The sequence below is a fragment of the uncultured Sphaerotilus sp. genome (genome assembly GCF_963924895.1).
Classification (GTDB): Bacteria; Pseudomonadota; Gammaproteobacteria; order Burkholderiales; family Burkholderiaceae_C; genus Sphaerotilus.
In genome coordinates, this window is sequence record NZ_CAWURG010000001.1 from 20,726 (window position 1) to 39,813 (window position 19,088).

Genomic DNA, 19,088 nt, shown 5'->3' on the forward strand with positions numbered 1-19,088 from the left:
CACACGATGGCCAACCCCAAGCGCATCGTCGACCCCACGAAGTTTCTGCTGCTCGGCGCGCTGATCGACTGGACGACGGTCTACCGCCGCTACATTGAGCGCGCGCCGTCGCCCAAGCAGATCATCACCGAGCGCCGACTCGACCGCTTCAAGGAGGACGTCGGCACCCCGAGGCCGGACCGCATCGTGCAGCTGCGGTGGCTGCTCGCACCCGACCGTGGTTACCCGACCGAGCCGTTCACCGTCTGGCGCCGCCCGGCGATGCCGGCGCAGGGCGAGGCCAAGGTCACCGTGACGCAGGTCAACTTTCTCGGCTTGCGGCTGTTCAACCTTGACCGGCCGCGTGTGTTCGTGCGCGTCACCCTCCAGTGCGCCGGCACCGAGACGCTGATCGCCTTTGCCGGGGCGCCGTTCGCCTCGTCGATCGTCGCGACGCGCAGCCTGACGGCGGGCTTCCACACCGAGGGGCTGTCGGGGCCGGCGGTCCAGTGCCTGGTGCTGTCGGCCGGCGCCACGCTGGTGTCGATCACCGGCATCGGGCCCGAGGCCGCCGATGACCCGCAATGGCGGCCGGTGGAAATCGTCGGCCTGCCGGTGGACCCCCAGTCCGGCGGCGGCTTTGCCCGGATGACCAAGCAGGGGTTCGTCAACGCGCTCGGCGACCCCCGGGCGGCCGCCTTGGACCGCTTCCAGCGCGGCGCGGCGTTCTACGGCTGGGAAGGCCAGATCGCCGCGGGGGTGGCCGCGCCCGCCTGGCAACTCGCCAACCCGAAGGCGATGCTCAAGGTCATGGACATCAGCATGCTGGAGCCGCTGCGCAAGATGATCGAGAACTTCCCGCCGGATGCCCAGGGCGAGTTTGCCGTCGATCACATGCTGCCGCTGGTCGGCGGCGGCGCTGGCAGCAACCCGGCACACGCCAGCTTCAAGCCCTTGCAGACGCTGCTGTTCGGCGCCGCCACCGACCCGCTGTCGTCGCTGATCAGCGGCTACGGCACCGCCTTCGTCGACATCGACCTCCCGCCGATCACGCTCGGCGACCGCCAGCTCTTCGGCGACCCGAGCCGCAGCGACTGGGACTACATGGTCACCGCCCGCTTCGAGCGGGGCGCGGACGGGCGAAGCGACACAGTGGACTACGCGGCCTTCGTGTTCGCGCCCGGCCTCGGCAACCCGCCACCGGTGCCCACGAACCTGCTGGCCGCGAGCGACGGCCTGCGCTCGCCCCAGGGCACGGACGCCGACTGGCTCAGCGTCACCCGCGTCTCGTGGGACAAGCTCAACGACACGCTGCCGTTCCGCGTCGGCAGCTACGCGTTCGCCCGCGCGCAGCAGGCGCCCGTCGGACCGGTGACACCGCTGATGGACCCGCGACCCTACGACACCGCGCTGCAGCCGATCAGCGCCACCACCAGCCCTGTGCAGGAAGCCACCGGCCGGCTGCTGGCGCTCGACGAACGCTACGCCCTCGCCAGCGCCCCGAACCCGAACGCCCTCCTCTACGGCCTTGCGCACCAGGACCTGTTCGGCCTGTGGAGCGCCTGGACCAGCGCGCCGTTCCAGGTCGGCGAGCCACCGGTGCGGCCCGTGTCGATCCTCTCGTCGCGGCTCGATGTGACGCCGGTGGCCGCGGGCCGGTGTCCGGCGGTGCTGGTGCTCGAATACGCCTGGGACTGGGCCGCCCGCAGCCCGCAGCGCTTCGAGTTCGTCGGGCGCCTGTATGCGCAGGCCAAGCTCGGCACCGCGCCGGCCGACCTGAGCATCCCCGTCCGGCTGTCGATGGCGCTGGGGGACCTGGGGCCGGACGTGCTCAAGGTCGTTCACGACGGCACCGCATCCGGTATGGCCAACCCCGCGTTCACGGTCACGCTGCAATACCTGTCGCAGGACGGCCAGCAATTCGAAACGGTGCCCCCCACGACCGCCGGCCCGCGGCGCTACCGCCTCACGGTCAGCGGCTTCAGCCTCGACTTCGACGCCGCGCCGCGCATCGGCCTGGCGCTGTGGGCGCGCGCGATCGAGAACCGCTGGCCGAACCGCGAAGGCCCCTGGAGCGGCGAGCCCTCGGTGGCCAGCACCGCCGATCCGCGGCCGCCCGTCGTCCTGATCGAGCACGAGGACGTGCTGCTGGCGAGCATGGCCGACGCCGCGGGTGAACACCACGCCCGCATCGAATGGCCCGTCACCGCCGGCGCAGCCGGGTACTTCGTCTACACCACCACCGAGGAGAAACTGCGGGCGGACCGCGGCCTGGCCTCGGCGTCGAAGTCACTGACCTTGTCGCAGCGGCTGGTGGCGCTGCGCGATGCGTTCGAGGCCGACGCGTCGCGGCGCTCGTTCACGCGGGTCAACGCCCAGCCGGTGACGACGACCAGCCTGCAGGTCACGCTGCCGCGCGGCTCGAAGGAGATCCATCTCTATGTCGTGCTGGGCCAGAGCGCCGGTCTGGTGGAGTCGGCCTGGCCACAGCCTGGTGAAGCGGGTCTGCGCAAGCGGCCCATCGCGTATGCGGCGCCGCAGGTGGTGCTGCCATCGCCCCCCGACCTGGAAGTCGCCCGCGTGCTCGACGACAGCGTGGCCCCCCCCGCCTGGCGGGCGCAGTTGCGCGTGCGCAGCAAGCCAGGGGCCGCGGTGTCGCGCATCGACCTTCACCGCGTGCGGGTGCCCGAAGCCGCGTTGCTGCTCGACACGATGGGGCCGCCGATCGCGCGCCTCACGGGCTCGACCGGTCCTTACACCGTCACGCCCACGGTGCCGACTGACGGCGGTGTGGCGCAGGTGATCGGCACGGTCAACGGCCGCGACCCGGTCGAAGGTTCGTGGAAACGGGTGTTCTACCGCGCCGTGGCCTGGTCAGCGGACGACCCGCCCCGCGGCCTGTACGGCGGCCGGTCCTTCGCCAGCGCGCTGCGCGAGGTGATCGTGCCGCCCGCGACGCCCCCGGACCTGTCGGCGCTCGCCTGGCACTGGCCAGGCGGCGGTCTGCCCGATGTACAGGTCGATGCCACCAGCCTCGCCCCGGTGGACGAAACCCCGCTCGGCCCGCACCGCCTGCAGATCACCGTGATCGCCGAACATGCCGATGGCCGCAGCGACACGCTGTTCAGCCACCCGGACATTCCCGGCAGCGCCGACCGCCTCGACCGGGTGGGCACCACGCCCCCGCTGCCGGGCGCGCACGGGCTGTGGCGCACGCCCGGCGCATCAGGTTCGACCGGCCTGCACCTGCTGCTGCGCCGCGCCAGGGTGGACGATCGGCTGCGCGTGCGCTGGCTGCTGTCGGACCCGCTCGGCCGCGCCACCGAACAGGTGCTCGACGTGCCGCCGGGATCGCCGATCAAGGCCCCGGACATCATGCTGCCCAAGGTCATGAAGGTACCGGGCAGGGGCTTCCTGCTGTCATTCCTGACCACGGTCCCTATCGCGCCGACGCCGATCGGCCCGTACACGCTGACGGTGCAGTACACGCCGGCAGCCATGACGTCGAAGACACTGGACAAGATCCCGCTCGCGGTGCCGGGAGAGAACGTGTTCGCCGACCTGGCCGCGATCCCGCTGCGTCGCAGCCGGACCACGCTGCAGGGCACCCCGATCACCGTCGCCCTGCGCGGCACCGGCGGCAACGTCACCGTGACGCTCGCGTCCCCCGACGGGCGCACGGCCAAGCTGACCCGCAGGATCGCCTGACCCGCACCGGCAAGCACTGGAAAAGGATCCCCCCATGCCCGCCCTGATGACCCCGCAGACCGTGCTCACGCAGACCGATGCGACCAACCAGTTGCAGTCCCGGCAACTCGACGTGCTGGGCCTGGTCGCGCCCAACCTCGCCAGCGGCTGGTCGACCGTCACGCCCGGCGCGGGGGATGTCGATGCAGCGGCGCTGCGGCTGACGCTGGACACGCCGCTCGCACCGTTTCGCGCGCCGCTGCGCTTCGAAGCCACCCCCACGGTGTGGAGCGACGTGGCGGGAGACCCTGTGGCGGGTCCGGTCGCGGTGCTGGCGCTGCACCCGGAGGCCGCGCGGCGCCTGGCGAAGCTGGTGGAGGTGCGGCTGGGCGCGCCGCTGAACCGGCCGGTGCCCGTGGCGATGCTGGTGCATGGGGTCACCATGCCCGCGGCCCCCACCGCCATCAACTGGTTCCAGGCCGGCGCCCCCCTCGGACTGGCGGGCACTCAGCCTGTGTCATTCCATGATGCACGCGGGCTACCGATCGACCCGCTCGCGGTCGCCGCGCTGTTCCTTGACCTGATCGGCTGGCGTCCGGCGCTGCGGCTGGGGGATGCCGGCATGCCGGCGGTGGGCGCCGCCGGCGGGCTGAACGGCATCGTGGCCCTCGTGACGGCCGCCAAGCGCGGCCACGTGATCGACCCGCACGGCCGCCGCTACCACGCGACCCGCGATGTCGCGCGGCTCAAGGTGATCGACAGCACGGACGCCGAAGTCAGCGCCGTGCCGGACAGCGGGCTCGTGGACCTCGTCGCCGGGCAGCGCCTGGGTCGGTCCGCGGCCGACAACACCGCCGAAAACACCGCACTGACCAACCTGCCGCAGCGCCCCCCACTGCAGTGGGGCCTGTCGCCCCACGGGACGCTCGGGCGCACGCCGCTCGTGCTGCCCGACCCGGCCGACCTGCCCGCGGGTATGACGCTCGCTACGCAGTTCTTCCGCGTCGTCGCGGTCGATCTGGACTGGCACCTGCTCGGCAACCGCAGCGCTAGCGCCCTGGACGGCATCCCGGCGGACGACGGCAGCGTGCCCGACTTCGCGCGGCCGGTCGTACGCACCGCGGTGCCGAACTTCGACTATCTGATCGACGGTCTGGATGTGCTCGGCGCGGCCGGGCAGATCGCGACTGGTTTTCCTCCGACCGGCACCGACGTGCTCGCGCTGCTGGCCTCCGCAGAGATCGACCCGGCCACCACGGTGCCGCCCGGCCCAGGGGCGACCGGTCACTGGCCGGCGTTCCCCTCGTCCAACCCCGGCGGCACCCTGCCCCCCTCGGCCGACGCCACGCAAGGCATGACCGCCGCATTCCGCGCGCCGGGTGACGGCCCGAACGCCGGGCTGGACGTGATCGTCACGATCGCGGCCGACGCGGTCCCGGCGGGCGTTCATCTGCGCGTCTTCCCGCGGCGATTCGTCGAGATCGACGCGATCGGTGAACAGCCCTCATTCGTGCGCGGCGACGGTGGCTCCAGCGTCGCGGTCGCCGGCCAGCCGACGCCGATCCTGCTGGTCAACCCGTACGGACTGGCACCGGTGGCGCCGCTGCCGTCCCCGGCGCAGCTCGAAGTCGATGTCGTCGCCACCGGCCGCGACGGGCGCCGCCGCCTGCATTCAGCCCTCCCGCTGACCGTCAACCCCACGCCCCAGCCCTTCGTCGACAACAGCGCCCGCTTCGGCGGCACGGCGCTGCTGCAGTTGCCGGCGCTGGCTGCGCTGATGAGCGCCTCCGCGAGCACCTCGGTCGCGCCGGCCTCGCTCTTCGGCATCCCACCCACCACGCCCCCGGGCGGTGGTGCACCCGGCACGATTCTGGATCTGGTCCGCCGCCTCGCGCACGAGACCACCTCGCCACGCGAAGGGCCACGTCTGCCGACGCAGGGCCGCTTCGAGACCGTGTTCGCGCTCGGCGCCGCGCCAGCGGCGGGGCAACCGCTGGCGTGGCGCGCGGTGCTGAGCGGCGCGCGCTGGAGCCTGGAGAGCCGCTGCGCCCAGCCCGAACTCGGCGACCCCGGCAACCCGCCCGGCCCCGACCTGCACGCCGCGGGGGTCCACGTCGCAGGACAGCTCGCCTACGACCTGGCGCTCCACGCGCTCAAGCGCGCCCAGTCGATCCTGCCGATGGCGCCCGCGGCGACCGGCTGGCTGGTCACCACCGGCGGCGACAACTGGAGCGATCCGGCACCCGACCCGATCGCGGCCAATACCGTGTCCGCCGCCATGCTCGAAACGATCGCGCCGTTCTGCGACAGCCCCGAGCTGGGCTTGTCCGGCATCCCGGTGCCGCAGCCGACCGACACGATCCAGGGCGCCGTCAACGCACTGGCCGACGCGCTCGGCGTGCCGCACCAGACGATCAACCTCGCCAACGAAAGCCGCCTGCGCCGTGAACTGCAGCGCGAGATGATCACCGCGAAGAAAGGCCAGCGCGACGCCCTGTGGGCGCTGACGCGCGCGATCGGCCAGGCCCGCGAGTTCGTCTACATCGAAAGCCCGGCCTTCGCGCGCACCGCCCGCCCGGGCGGCACGCCGCAGCCGCACGAGATCGATCTGGTCGAAAGCCTGCGCGCGCGTCTGCAGGCCAACCGGCGGCTGAAGGTGATGGTCTGCGTGCCGCGCCAGCCCGATTTCGTGAACGCGAAGGCGAACTGGGTGCGCGCCGCCCTGGCGCACCGCAAGCAGGCGATCGAGACCCTCACCGCCCAGGACCGCCAGCGGGTGGCCGCCTTCCACCCGATCGGTTTCCCGGGACGGCCGACCGCGATCCGGAGCACGGTGGTCATCGTGGACGATGTCTGGGCGCTGGTCGGCAGCAGCCATTTCCGCCGCCGCGGCATGACCTTCGACGGCGGCTGCGACGTGGTCAGCCTTGACCGAGCACTGAATGCCCGCGGCACCTCGACCGGCATCGCCCGCTTCCGGCAGGAGTTGATGGCGCAGAATCTCGGGGTGGCGGTGCCCTCCGGTCCGGGCAACAGCAGTGCGTTGTGGACGCGGCTGGCCGAACCGGAAGGGGCCTTCGACGTGCTGGCCGACCTGCTCGCCACGGGCGGCCTGGGGCGCTGCTCGCCGGTCTGGGCCGGACCGACCGATACCAAGGTGATCCCGCAGAGTGACGCGATCGCCGACCCGGACGGCGTCGATCCGGATGGCAGCGGCTTCCTGGCGCTGTTCGCGAGCTTGCTGCTGGACGCTTGATGGCCAGGTCGCCCATCTCGGTGAAGTCGGCCGGCCCCATGCGGCCGGCCTCATGCACCTGGCGGCGCTGCAGGCACAGGGCTGTGCGGTGGCCGAAGAAGCGGTCATCGAGGTGCTGCTGGAGGATCTGCGCGGGGGAGCAGTGCCATGACTGCGTGGGCAAGAACCGCATGCGACGCACCTGGCCGGAACGCTGCCCGGTCATCCGCATCCGCTTTGCGGCCTGCGTCAGCTAGCGCACAGACACACGCATCGATTCGTCCGATAAGCGGCTTCAGCGGCACCTGCAGTGCTGCGCGCCGTTTCGAATGGACCCGATGACCTCGCACAGCCACCGCCGTGCTCCCTGGCTGTACGCGGCCCTCTCCACCACCGTGGTGCTGGGCCTGAGTTGCAGCAGCCTGCCCACCTTCATTCCCGATCTGGCGCGCCAGCCGGTGCGGCCGGTGCCGCTGGAGGGGGTGCACGGCCCGCTGTCGGCCGCGCAGAGCCGTGCCATCCTGCAGCGCTTGCAGAGCGGCGGGCAGCCGACCGACATCTTCAGCCGCCACCTGGCGCTGGAAGAAGCCATCGTCGGCAGCCCGCTGACCACGGGCAACGCCGTGCGCCTGCTGCAGGACGGTCCGGCCACCTACCGCGCCATGCTCGCGGCCATCGCCGGCGCGCGGGACCACATCAACATGGAGACCTACATCCTGGACGACGACGCCGTCGGCCGCCAGTTTGCACAGGCCTTGCTGGCCAAGCAGGCGCAGGGCGTGCAGGTCAACCTGTTGCGCGACAGCGTCGGCACGTTTGGCACCCCGAAGGCCTTCTTCCAGCGCCTCAGCGCAGCCGGCGTGCAGGTGCTGGAGTTCAACCCCGTCAATCCGCTGACGGCGCGCGAAGGCTGGGAATGGAACCAGCGCGACCACCGCAAGCTGCTCATCGTCGATGGCCAGACGGCGTTCCTCGGTGGCATCAACATCAGCAGCGTGTATTCGGGCGGCTCCTTCGGCAAGGCCAAGAGAGTCGATCCAGACGCCGCGCTGGCCTGGCGCGATACCGATCTGCTGGTGCAGGGCCCTGTGGTCGCCGAGTTGCAGAAACTCTTCCTGGCTGCGTGGAAAGACCAGCAGGGGCCGCCACTGCCGCCACGTGCCTACTTTCCACCCTTGCCGGCCGTGGGCAAGCAGGTCGTGCGCGCCATTGGCAGCTCGCCCGAAGAGGCCTACAGCCTGATCTATGCCGTCCTGCTGTCGGCCATCGGCAGTGCCGAAACCAGCGTGCGCATCACCAACGCGTACTTCGCGCCCGACCCGCAGTTGCTGGCCGCGCTGGTTGCTGCAGCGGCGCGTGGCACGGAGGTGACGCTCATCCTGCCTTCGCGGACCGACTCCTGGCTGGTCTTCCACGCCGGGCGCAGCCACTACGACCGCCTGCTGCGCGCAGGTGTGAAAATCTTCGAGCGCCGCGGCGTCGTGCTCCATTCGAAGACAGCGCTGGTGGACGGCGTGTGGGCCACCGTGGGCTCCACCAACCTGGACTGGCGCAGCTTCCTCCACAACCATGAACTCAACGCCGTCATGCTGGGTGCCGAATTCGGGCAGCAGGTGCAGACCATGTTCGAGCGCGATCTGGCGGCGTCGGATGCCATCGATCTCGCCGCATGGGAGCGCCGCAGCCCGACACTGCACCTTCAGGAATGGTTCGGGCGACTCTGGGAATACTGGCTCTGACAAAAATGCCTGCGAACCACACTGATCTGCCCATCCCCGACGCGGGGCTGTCTGCCGCCCAGGCCACCCAGCGTCTGGCCGCTGACGGCCCCAATGCACTGCCCGGCGGGCAGCGCCGCTCCTTGTTGTCGATCGCCGTGGAGACCGTGCGCGAGCCGATGTTCCTGCTGCTGCTCGCGGCGGCAACCCTGTACATGGTGTTCGGTGACCTGCAGGAGGGCTTGACGCTCTTCGGCTTCGTGCTCGTCACCGTGGCCCTCACCCTGTACCAGGAAGGCAAGACCGAGCGCGCCATCGAGGCCCTGCGCGATCTCACCAGTCCGCGCGCCCTGGTCATCCGGGACGGGCAGCCGCAGCGCATCGCCGGGAGCGACGTCGTGCGCGGCGACCTGCTCAAGCTGAGCGAGGGCGACCGCGTCCCGGCCGATGCCTTGCTGGTATCGGCCGATGGCGTTCGGGCCGACGAGTCCTTGCTGACGGGCGAAGCTGTGCCGGTCGGCAAGCGGGTGGCGCAGCCCGATGAACTGGCGGTCCTGGAGAAGCCTGCGGACACCGCGCGCGTTGTGCCCGGGGGCGACGACCAGCCGGCGGTCTACGCCGGCACGCTGATCGTGCAGGGCCACGCGCTGGCGCGTGTCACCGCCACCGGCACGCGCAGCGAGATCGGCCGCATCGGCGCCGCGCTCGGCACCGTGGACAACGAGCGCTCGCCGCTGCAGAAGCAGACGGCCAGGCTGGTTCGCAACCTGGCCCTCCTGGCGCTGGCCTTGAGCCTGGCCCTGGTGGTCGTGCATGGGCTGATCAAGGGCGACTGGCTGCAGGCCCTGCTGGCTGGCATCGCGCTGGCCATGGCGATGCTGCCCGAGGAATACCCGGTGGTGCTGACCGTGTTCCCCGCCCTCGGGGCGCGCCGGCTATCGAAGGAAGGCGTGCTCACCCGGCGCATCAATGCGATCGAGACGCTGGGCGCCACCACGGTGCTCTGCAGCGACAAGACCGGCACGCTGACCGAGAACCGCATGACGGTGACGCACCTGGCCGCGGGTGGTGTCGATCTGGAGGACAGGCTCGCGCTGGATTCAGTCGCTGCCGGCCATCTGCCCGAGGCCTTCCACGCCCTGGTGGAAGTGGCGATCCTGGCCAGCGTGGTGGATCCGTTCGATCCGATGGAGAAGGCCTTCCACCAGCTCGGTGAACGCTTCCTGGCCGACACCGAACACCTGCACCGCGACTGGCGCCTGGTGCAGACCTATGCGCTCAGCCCGGCGCTGCGCGCGATGTCGCACGTGTGGGCCGCCGCGGGCGATGGCGCCCAGACGGTCGCGGCCAAGGGCGCGCCGGAAGCGGTGATCGATCTGTGCCACCTCGACGATGCGCAGAAGGCGCACATCGCCAGCGTGGTCGACGAACTGGCCGCCGAGGGGTTGCGCGTGCTGGCAGTGGCGCGTGGGTCGTTCACGGGGCAGGACTGGCCGACAACCGAACACGACTTCGATTTCGAGTTCATCGGGCTGCTGGGTCTGGCCGATCCGGTGCGTGCCGAGGTGCCCGCCGCCGTGGCCGAATGCCGTGCGGCCGGCATCCGCGTGGTCATGATCACCGGCGACTATCCGGCCACGGCGCGGGCCATCGCGCACCAGGCCGGACTGGCCGAGCGCGACGGCGATGTGCTGTCGGGCGACGAGATGGCCACACTGGGGGACGACGCGCTGCGCGAGCGCATGGCCACCGTCAGCGTCTGTGCCCGCATCGCGCCGGAGCAGAAGTTGCGCATCGTGCAGGCGCTGAAGGCCCGGGGCGACATCGTCGCGATGACGGGCGACGGCGTGAACGATGCCCCGGCCTTGCGGGCGGCACACGTGGGCGTGGCGATGGGCGGTCGCGGCACCGATGTGGCCCGCGAGTCGGCCTCGCTGGTGCTCATCGACGACAACTTCGCGGCCATCGTCGCAGCGGTTCGGCTGGGGCGCCGCATCTTCGACAACTTGCGCAAGGCGATGTCGTACATCCTGGCGGTGCACATTCCGATCGCCGGCATGGCGATGCTGCCGGTCCTGTTCGGCTGGCCGGCGCTGCTGTTCCCCATGCACATTGCCTTTCTCGAACTCATCATCGACCCGGCCTGCTCGATCGCCTTCGAGAACGAGCCGGCGGAAAGCGACGTGATGCAGCGCCCGCCACGCGATGCCGCCGCACCGCTGTTCGGCGGTGCAACGCTGTGGCTGGCCCTGGTGCAAGGTCTGGGCGTGCTGGCCGTGGTGATGGCGGCGTTCGCCTGGGCGCACACGCGCATTCCCGAGCCTGAAGCCCGCGCCTTTGCCTTCGCCACCCTGGTGGTGGGCAACCTGGCCCTGATCCTCTCCAACCGCTCGGCCACTCGGTCGCTGTGGACGACACTGCGCACACCGAACAGGACGCTGTGGGTGGTGGTCGGCCTGGCGTGGGGGCTGCTGCTGGGGGCGCTCTACATCCCCTGGGCCGTCGGCGTGCTGAGGTTCGCACCCCTGCCGATGCACGAACTGGCAGCGGCCAGCGCGCTGGGCTTGCTGAGTGTGGGGTGGTTCGAAGGCATCAAGTGGGCCCGGCGACGCTCCGTTTGACACTAACGTCAAACAGAGTTGCTTGTTCGTCGCCGAGATTCAGAAGAAATTCAACTCAAAAGAAAGCCGTTAGTCTCTTTTTAAAACTTCCGTACCTCGACCTCGATCCGGTGCTTCAGGAGCGCGTAGCCAAGCTGCTGCGGTGTGACGCGCAGCAGCCGCACCGCTCCATCGCCCAGATCAGCCGTTCCTAGTTCCTATTCACCAGGGACAAGGTGATATAGCGCTGCAGGTGTTGATCCTCATCGCCGAGCTGGTGGTCAATCAACACCAGGCGCTTGGCATAGTGAGCCAGGGGCAACTCCCAGGTCATTCCGATACCGCCGTGCAACTGAATGCACTCCTCGGCCATCTTCGTGCCTGCGCGGCCTACGGTGTACTTGCCGGCCGAGAGTGCGCGTTCGCGCACCAGCCGTGCATCATTGTCCAGGGCGGCTGCTGCATTGATGACAGCCGAGCGCGCCTGGGTAACGTCCAGAAGCAGGTCGGCCATCCGGTGTTGCAGCGCCTGAAAGCTTCCGATCGGCACACCGAACTGCTTGCGAGTTCTCAGGTACTCAAGCGTCTGGTCCTTGGCCACTTCCATGGCCCCGAGCGATTCCGCCGCCAACGCCAGCAGGCCGCATCCCACCGCACGCTCCAGTGCGGCAAAGGATTGCCCCTCGGCACCCAGCAACGCACTCTCGGGAAGGCTCACATCGTCCAGGATCAAGTCTGCGCCACGACCGCCATCCACCTGGGCATGGCCGCGTCGGACCAAGTTTGGTACGTTGGCCGGGACGAGGAACAGGCTGATGCCGGCGGTATCCCCGACTTGTCCGGAAGTCCTTGCACTGAGCACGTAGGTATCCGCCATCTCGGCCTGATGGACGTTGACCTTGGTGCCGGACAGTCGCCATCCTTCTGCGCTGCGGGCCGCGCGCACGCTCACGCGACTCGGGTCGGCGCCGGTGTCGGCCTCTTCGTGAGCCAACAACGCCATCTGCTCGCCAGCGATGAGCGCGTCCAGTTCTGCACGTGCAGCTTCGCTCGCCGACGCCGACGCCGCCAGGGCCTGGCCTGCCATCAAGGCGCCAGCGAACGGTTCCACGACGAGGCCACGCCCCAGGGCCTCGAAGACGACGGCGATGTCAAAGCCGGTGCCCCCCATGCCACCCTGGTCTTCAGTGAACATCGCTGCAAGCGCGCCCAGCTCGACCAGGCCGGCCCAGGTGGAGCGGGATCCCCCCTCGCTCGAGGCGGCTGCACGTTGCCGCACCCCAAAGTCAACCTTCTCACGCACAAAGCGGTTCAGGGAGTCGCTCAGCATGCGACGGTCATCGGTATGTTGAAAATTCATTTTTTCCTCGCACGCCGGATCAAAGGCCCAGGATCATCTTCGAGATGATGTTCTTCTGGATCTCGTTGGAGCCGCCGAAGATCGACAGCTTGCGGTTGTTGAAATAGCGCGCGGTGGCGGCCGGCAAGGCTTCATCGGTGCCTGCACCGATCGCGGCTCCCGAGCCCTCCTCCTCCATCGCGCGCGCGTTCGGACCCAGGGCACGACGCAGCAGCGACGAAATCTCCTGCCGAATCTCGGTCCCACAGATCTTCAGCATTGAGCTTTCCGCCCCCGGAACGCCACCGCCGGCCACGGCGGCCAGCACGCGCAAGTTGGTGGTCTTCATGTTCTCCAATTCGATCTCTACTCGGGCCAGCCGAGCGGCAAAGAGCGGGTCTCGAGCCAAGGGCTGACCATTCCGGATCCGCTTGGCTGCCACATGCTTGAGTTGCTCAAGTGCAGCGATCGAAAAACCTACGCCTGCAATATTGGTGCGCTCGTAAGTCAGCAAGTACTTGGCGCAGGTCCAACCCTGGTTCTCCTCGCCGACCAAATTCTCGACAGGCACGCGGACGTCGGTGAAGAACACTTCATTGACCTCGTGCTCGCCGTCCAGCGTGATGATGGGCCGCACCTCAACGCCCGGGGAGCTCATGTCGATCAGCAAGAAGCTGATGCCCGACTGTTTCTTTGCTTCGCGGTCCGTGCGAACCAGGCAAAAAATCATGTTGGCGTGCTGCCCCAGAGTGGTCCATGTCTTCTGGCCGTTCACGATGTAGTGATCGCCTTCCGCATCGGTGGATCGCACCGCAAGCGTCTTCACGCCCGCCAGGTCGGAACCCGCGCCGGGCTCGGAGTACCCCTGGCACCACCAGTCCGAGCCATCCAAGATCCGCGGCAACCACCGTGCCTTCTGGGTTTCCGAGCCGAACTTGATGAGCACGGGGCCAAGCATGTTCACCCCAAAGGGCACGATGCGAGGCGCATGGGCCAGAGCGCACTCATTCTCGAAGATGAAGTTCTTGATCGGCCCCCATCCGGGTCCACCCCAGGCGACGGGCCAATGGGGCGCGAGCCAGCCGCGTTGGTTGAGTCGGTCATGCCACAAGGTCATGTCCGCCTTGCTCAGACTTCGGCCCAGACGGACCTTGCCCGAAAGCTCGGCAGGCAACTGCTGGGCGAGAAAGGCACGCACTTCGGCCCGGAAGGCCTCTTCGTCAGGGGAGAAACTCAGATCCATGGGATGTCCTCGTTGAAGTCTCGAAAGATGTACAAGTCCAGGCGCGATGGCCCGCGTGGCGAAGGTGCATGGGACCTGCGGGCGAACTCCGGGACCATCAGCGCAGTGCGTTGACCAGCTCGGGCGGCCGAGTTCGTGTTCGGCCATGGCCAGAGCAACCATCTCAGATCACCTTCGCTTCGTCCTGCAGCTTGTTCACCAGGGTGGCCACATCGGGCACCTTGACGGTGTAGTCGACGACTCGCATGACCGCGACCAGCACGTCCATTGTGCCTCAAATAATGAAACAGTGTACTGCATGGTGGAATTGTTGCGGCGCATATCAAGGCCCTCAACTGAGATTTCAAGGGTGTCGTCGCCAATGCAACAGGTGGTAGCCCCAATATAAAGTTCCACCATGCAGTCTAAAGTACCATTTTTGACATCGAAACCGGAGCATACCCACATGCATTCAGTGCCACTCTCGTTCGCGTCATCTGCTTCTGCGCCGACGCGCTGCCGAGCCGTCCGGAATGAGGGGGCCTGAGCGATGGACGTCTTCCTGCAACAGGTGCTGAATGGGCTCACCCTCGGCGGCATCTACAGCCTCGTGGCCCTGGGACTCACGTTGGTATACGGCATCCTGGAGGTGCCCAACTTCGCGCACGGGGCCTTCTATATGGTGGGTGCCTTCGTGGCGCTGAAGCTGATGACCGGGTGGGAGCTGAACTACTGGCTGGCCATGATCATGGCTGCCATCGTGGTCGCGGGTCTGGCGGCCCTGTCCGAGCGGCTTGTATTTCATCCGCTGCGCCATGCCAGCGGCCTGCACCCCATGATCGCGGCCATCGGTCTGCTGCTGTTTCTCGAAGCCGGCGCCCAAGCCCTGTGGGGTGCCGACTTCCTGCGCATGCCCACGCCCTTTACTGGGGTCGTCGAGATCGGCGGGATCACCGCGCCGGTGCAGAGGTTGCTCATCATCGCCGGCGCGTTCACCTTGATGGCCGTACTGCAGTGGTTCCTCACGCGTACCGTGGCGGGGTCGACCATCGTGGCGATGGCACAGAACAGGGATGGCGCCTCGCTGGTGGGCATCGACGCCAGCAGAGTGACCATGCTGACCTTCGCCATCTCGGGTGCGCTGGCCGCGGTGGCCGCAACGCTCTATGCGCCCATCAATCTGGTGTATCCGGCGATGGGGCACCTCGTGATCACCAAGGCCTTCGTCATCATCATCCTGGGCGGCATGGGCAGTGTGCCTGGTGCCATCGCGGGCGGCCTGATCATTGGCTTTGCAGAATCGATGGGCGCCTTCTACATCTCCACCGACTACAAGGACATCATCGCCTTTGTGCTCCTGGTGGTGATTCTTTCACTGCGCCCGCAGGGCCTGTTCACCAATGGAGCGCGCTGACATGTCGAAGCTCAAAGCTGCACTCGGCTGGTGGCTGCTGCTTGCCGCCGGCATCACATTCCCTCTTCTGGCCCGAAACGACTATCACCTTACCGTGATGTCCACTGCCTACATCTTCGCCATCGCGACCTTGGGGCTGAACATCATCACCGGCTACACGGGCCAGTTCAATCTCGCACATGCCGGCTTCATGGCCATCGGGGCTTACACGCTCGGCATTCTCACGGTGGACCATCAGTGGCCGTTCTGGTGGGCTTTCCTCGCCGCTGGCGTGGTGACCGTGGCCATCGGCTATCCACTCGGTCGCGTGTCACTGCGACTGCGAGGGCACTACTTCTCCATCTTCACGCTGTGTGTCGGCACCATCCTGTTCATGTTGATCGAGAAGTGGGAAGACCTCACCCACGGAACCGCAGGCCTCATCGGCATCCCGTCGCCCGGTCCGATCGGTCCGCTCAGCTTCGAGACGCCGCTATCGCTGTACTACCTGGTGCTTGCCTTTCTGGTGCTTGGCGTGTGGGTCAAACGCCGGATCGTCAATTCTCTGCTGGGGCGTACTTTCGTGGCGATCCGCAATGGAGATGACCTCGCGGAGGCACTGGGCGTGGACCTGATGCGCAACAAGCTCACGGCGTTCCTGCTTTCTGTGCTCTACGCCGGCTGGGCTGGGGCACTGTATGCGGGCTTTGTGCGTTTCCTGGGACCGGATCTGGCCGGTGCAGCGCACACCTTCGACATGACCATGTTCATGCTCATCGGTGGCCTGGGCACGCTCCTCGGCCCCTTGCTAGGCGCACTCCTGGTGCCCTGGACCACACAGTACCTCCAGTTCCTGCAGGAGTACCGATTCCTGATTTTCGGCCCCATCCTCGTGGTGCTGGTGATCTTCATGCCCCACGGCATCGTCGGCACATGGCTGGGCTGGCGTGCACGGCAAGCGGCGGATGCCGACCAGGCCAAGGAGCGCACCCGTGCTTGAGATTGAACACCTGACCAAACGATTCGGCGGCAACACGGCCGTCAACAATGTCAGCACCAGCATCGAGACAGGCAAGGTAAACGCCATCATCGGCCCGAACGGTGCGGGAAAGACGACCTTCTTCAACTTGATCAGTGGAGTGCACCTGCCTTCTGGCGGAACCATCACCTTTGATGGGCAAGACATCACCACGCTGCGCACCGATCAGGTCGCCCGCCTGGGCATCGCCCGCACCTTCCAGGCCACCACCTTGTTCGACATGGCCACGGTGCTGGACAACCTCATCGTCGGTCATCGCCTTCGCACCAAGTCGGGCCTGTGGGATGTCCTGGTGGGCTCTCCCCGTCTCAAGGAGGAAGAGCGCGTGTGCCGCGAGAAGGCACGCGAGGCGCTCGACTTCGTCGGCCTCGCGCACCTGGAAAACCGCATGGCCGGCGACATCACGCAAGAGGAACGCAAGCGAGTTGCGTTCGCCCTGGCCCTGTCTACCGGACCGAAGCTGCTGCTGCTCGATGAGCCCGCCGGCGGTGTCAATCCCGAAGAAACGCTGGGCCTGGCGGAGCTGATCCGCAAGATCGTCAAGCACCACATCACCGTGTGCCTGGTCGAACACAAGATGGACATGATCATGAGCTTGGCCGACAAGATCCTCGTGCTTAGTTACGGCGAGAAGATCGCCGAGGGCACGCCCGCAGAGGTGCGTGCCAACCCGGCTGTCATCGACGCCTACCTGGGAAGCGACCATGCTGAGCTTTGACAAGGTCCAGCTCTCTTACGGCAGCTTCAGGGCCCTTGACGACGTGACCCTGCACGCCAAGCCCGGCGAACTGGTCGTGCTGCTGGGCGCGAATGGCGCAGGCAAGAGTTCGATGTTCCTCACTGCAAGCGGTCTGCATCGCGCGGCGTCCGGCAGCATCCGCTTTGGCGGCAACACCGAGCTGGTGGGCATGAAACCTTCCCAGATCGTGGCCCAGGGCCTCGTGCAATGCCCCGAGGGACGCAAGCTCTTTCCGCAGATGTCGGTGCTGAAGAACCTGATGCTGGGCGCGTACGTGCACCGCAGCGACAAGGTCGGCAACCGGCAACGCCTGGACGAAGTCCTGGCCTTGTTCCCCATCCTGGCCGTGAAGCAGAACGACCCTGCCGGCTCGCTCAGCGGTGGCCAGCAGCAGATGGTGGCCATCGGCCGCGCCATGATGGGTCGCCCCAAGGTACTGCTGCTCGATGAACCCTCGTTAGGACTTGCACCCTTGGTGGTGAAACAGGTGTTCGAGGTGATCCAGCGCATCAACCGGGCCGGCACCACGGTGTTGCTCGCCGAACAGAACGCATTCGCAGCGCTCAAGATTGCCCACAGGGCCTACGTGATGGAGCGTGGTCGCATCGTGCTGGAAGGCGACTGCGACAGCCTGATGAACAACGAAGCCGTGCGCCGCGCCTACATTGGCTCCTGAGCGCAACCAGTCCGTCCACCCTTGCCAAACCTGACACAACCTGGAGACACCTATGACGACATCCCGAAAGCTCGCCCACTGGACCGGCCACCTGCTGGCCACCAGCGCTCTGTTCGCAGCCTCGACCGCATGGTCGCAAGAGGTGGTGAAGATTGGCTATTCAGGCCCCTTGAGTGGCGGCGCCGCGCAGTACGGCAAGAACACGCTGGACGGCATGAAGTTCGCCGCCGATGAACTCAATGCCAGTGGCTTTCAGGTGGATGGCAAGAAGGTCAAGTTCGAGATCGTGGCCTTGGACGACAAGTACAACCCCAGTGAAACCGCCATCAACTTCCAGCGCCTGGTGCAAGAACACAAGACGCCCGTGGTGATGTGCCCGCACTCGGGGGGCAGCTTTGCGATCCAGACCACAAACGAGCAGATGAAGGTGCTGCTGCTGTCCTACACCAGCGTGCCGCAGGTCACCTCACGCGGGAACAAGCTCACCTTGCGGATCCCGCCGGAGTTCACCACCTACGTACAGCCCTTCTTGAAACACGCGATGACCAAGTACGGCAAGAATCTGGCCATCGCCAGCGCCGACCATGACTACGCCAAAGCGTGGATCGCTGTGTTCAAGCCGGCCTGGGAAGCGGCCGGTGGCAAAGTGGTTGCAGAGAACCCCATGAGCTACAACCGCTCCACCGATTTCTATAGCGGCGTCAGCAAGGCGCTGGCCTCCAAGCCTGACGTGCTGTTCATCGGCGGCGCCAGCGAGCCCACAGGCCTGGTGGCCAAGCAGGCCCGCGAACTGGGCTTCAAGGGTGGATTCGTCATCATCGACCAGGCCAAGATGGACCAGATGAAGCCCATCGTCGGCGGCTACGGGCCCCTTGAAGGATCGATCGGTGTACTGCCCATGGTCGACGACAGCAGTGCAACAGCCAAAGCCTTCACCGAGCGCTGGCTCAAGGCGCATCCGGGCCGTGACCCGAGTTCTGAAATCTCTCTGAACTACACCGCCGTGCACGCCACTGCCTTGGCCATGAAGCTGGCCGGTACCACCACCGATGCTGCCGCTATTCGCGCCCATCTCGACAAGGCCATGAAGGCTCTGCCAGATGCCGTGAACCCCAACGACCTGGATGGTGTGGATGACAAGGGAGGCTCGCTCGCCAACACCCGCGTGGCCGTGATCGAAGGTGGCAAGGTTCGAGAAATCAAGCTGCGTGAACTGGCCAAGTAACCGATCGAGCCATCCCGCCGGGCGCCCCCCTCGGTAGGCGATCTGCAAGCCCAGGCCCACGGTCTGGGTCGTCGTTTCAGACGGCCTAGACTGTCGGTGGGCACGCTTGGGTCCGCGCACTGTAGGCGTGGCACACACTTTGCATCGCGTACATTAGGTCATCCTGCAGAACGGAGTTCCATTTTGATCAGCAAGGCAGCCGAGACCACATCGCAGGAGCCACGGGTTGTAGACGA

Annotated in this window: 11 protein-coding genes; 9 read left to right on the forward strand and 2 right to left on the reverse strand. The window is 67.3% G+C overall.

Going from position 1 to position 19,088, the window contains the following annotated elements; genetic code table 11:
* Nucleotides 1–6 precede the first annotated feature (6 nt).
* The 4 genes from AABN02_RS00075 (at nucleotide 7) to AABN02_RS00090 (ending at nucleotide 11,240) form a co-directional block, all read left to right on the forward strand.
* Nucleotides 7–3,687, forward strand: a complete 3,681-nt coding sequence (locus AABN02_RS00075) for a hypothetical protein (RefSeq protein ID WP_338412883.1) — start codon at nucleotides 7–9, stop codon at nucleotides 3,685–3,687.
* A gap of 34 nt (nucleotides 3,688–3,721) precedes the next feature.
* Nucleotides 3,722–6,922, forward strand: coding sequence for a hypothetical protein (locus AABN02_RS00080; protein WP_338412884.1), 3,201 nt, complete (start codon nucleotides 3,722–3,724; stop codon nucleotides 6,920–6,922).
* A 317-nt stretch (nucleotides 6,923–7,239) separates the two neighbouring features.
* On the forward strand, nucleotides 7,240–8,640 hold the full coding sequence (locus AABN02_RS00085) for a phospholipase D-like domain-containing protein (RefSeq protein ID WP_338412885.1): 1,401 nt from the start codon (nucleotides 7,240–7,242) through the stop codon (nucleotides 8,638–8,640).
* 5 nt (nucleotides 8,641–8,645) lie between these two features.
* Complete coding sequence (locus tag AABN02_RS00090) at nucleotides 8,646–11,240, forward strand: cation-translocating P-type ATPase (RefSeq protein ID WP_338412886.1); 2,595 nt, start codon at nucleotides 8,646–8,648, stop codon at nucleotides 11,238–11,240.
* Between the two features lie 190 nt (nucleotides 11,241–11,430).
* On the opposite strand, the gene AABN02_RS00095 is transcribed toward AABN02_RS00090, so the two are convergent.
* Complete coding sequence (locus AABN02_RS00095) at nucleotides 11,431–12,579, reverse strand: acyl-CoA dehydrogenase (RefSeq protein WP_338412887.1); 1,149 nt, start codon at nucleotides 12,577–12,579, stop codon at nucleotides 11,431–11,433.
* Nucleotides 12,580–12,598: 19 nt separating this feature from the next.
* Entirely contained in the window at nucleotides 12,599–13,801 is a 1,203-nt protein-coding gene (locus tag AABN02_RS00100; RefSeq protein WP_338412888.1) for an acyl-CoA dehydrogenase family protein, read from the reverse strand.
* A gap of 529 nt (nucleotides 13,802–14,330) precedes the next feature.
* On the opposite strand from AABN02_RS00100, the gene AABN02_RS00105 reads away from it, so the two are divergent.
* From AABN02_RS00105 to AABN02_RS00125, 5 genes are read left to right on the forward strand one after another with little or no spacing between them, the layout of a single operon-like run.
* On the forward strand, nucleotides 14,331–15,194 hold the full coding sequence (locus AABN02_RS00105; RefSeq protein WP_338412889.1) for a branched-chain amino acid ABC transporter permease: 864 nt from the start codon (nucleotides 14,331–14,333) through the stop codon (nucleotides 15,192–15,194).
* Between the two features lies 1 nt (nucleotide 15,195).
* The gene (locus AABN02_RS00110; protein WP_338412890.1) at nucleotides 15,196–16,173 is read left to right on the forward strand and encodes a branched-chain amino acid ABC transporter permease; all 978 of its coding nucleotides are present in this window, start codon (nucleotides 15,196–15,198) and stop codon (nucleotides 16,171–16,173) included.
* On the forward strand, nucleotides 16,166–16,930 hold the full coding sequence (locus AABN02_RS00115; RefSeq protein WP_338412891.1) for an ABC transporter ATP-binding protein: 765 nt from the start codon (nucleotides 16,166–16,168) through the stop codon (nucleotides 16,928–16,930). Before AABN02_RS00110 ends, AABN02_RS00115 begins: the two co-directional genes overlap by 8 nt.
* Nucleotides 16,917–17,627 carry an ABC transporter ATP-binding protein gene (locus tag AABN02_RS00120; RefSeq protein WP_338412906.1) on the forward strand — a complete coding sequence of 237 codons (711 nt, stop codon included), beginning with the start codon at nucleotides 16,917–16,919 and terminating at the stop codon, nucleotides 17,625–17,627. The genes AABN02_RS00115 and AABN02_RS00120 overlap by 14 nt, the downstream gene beginning before the upstream one ends.
* A gap of 52 nt (nucleotides 17,628–17,679) precedes the next feature.
* A complete protein-coding gene (locus AABN02_RS00125; RefSeq protein ID WP_338412892.1) occupies nucleotides 17,680–18,852 on the forward strand; it encodes an ABC transporter substrate-binding protein in 1,173 nt (390 codons plus the stop codon).
* The last annotated feature ends 236 nt before the right edge of the window (nucleotides 18,853–19,088 follow it).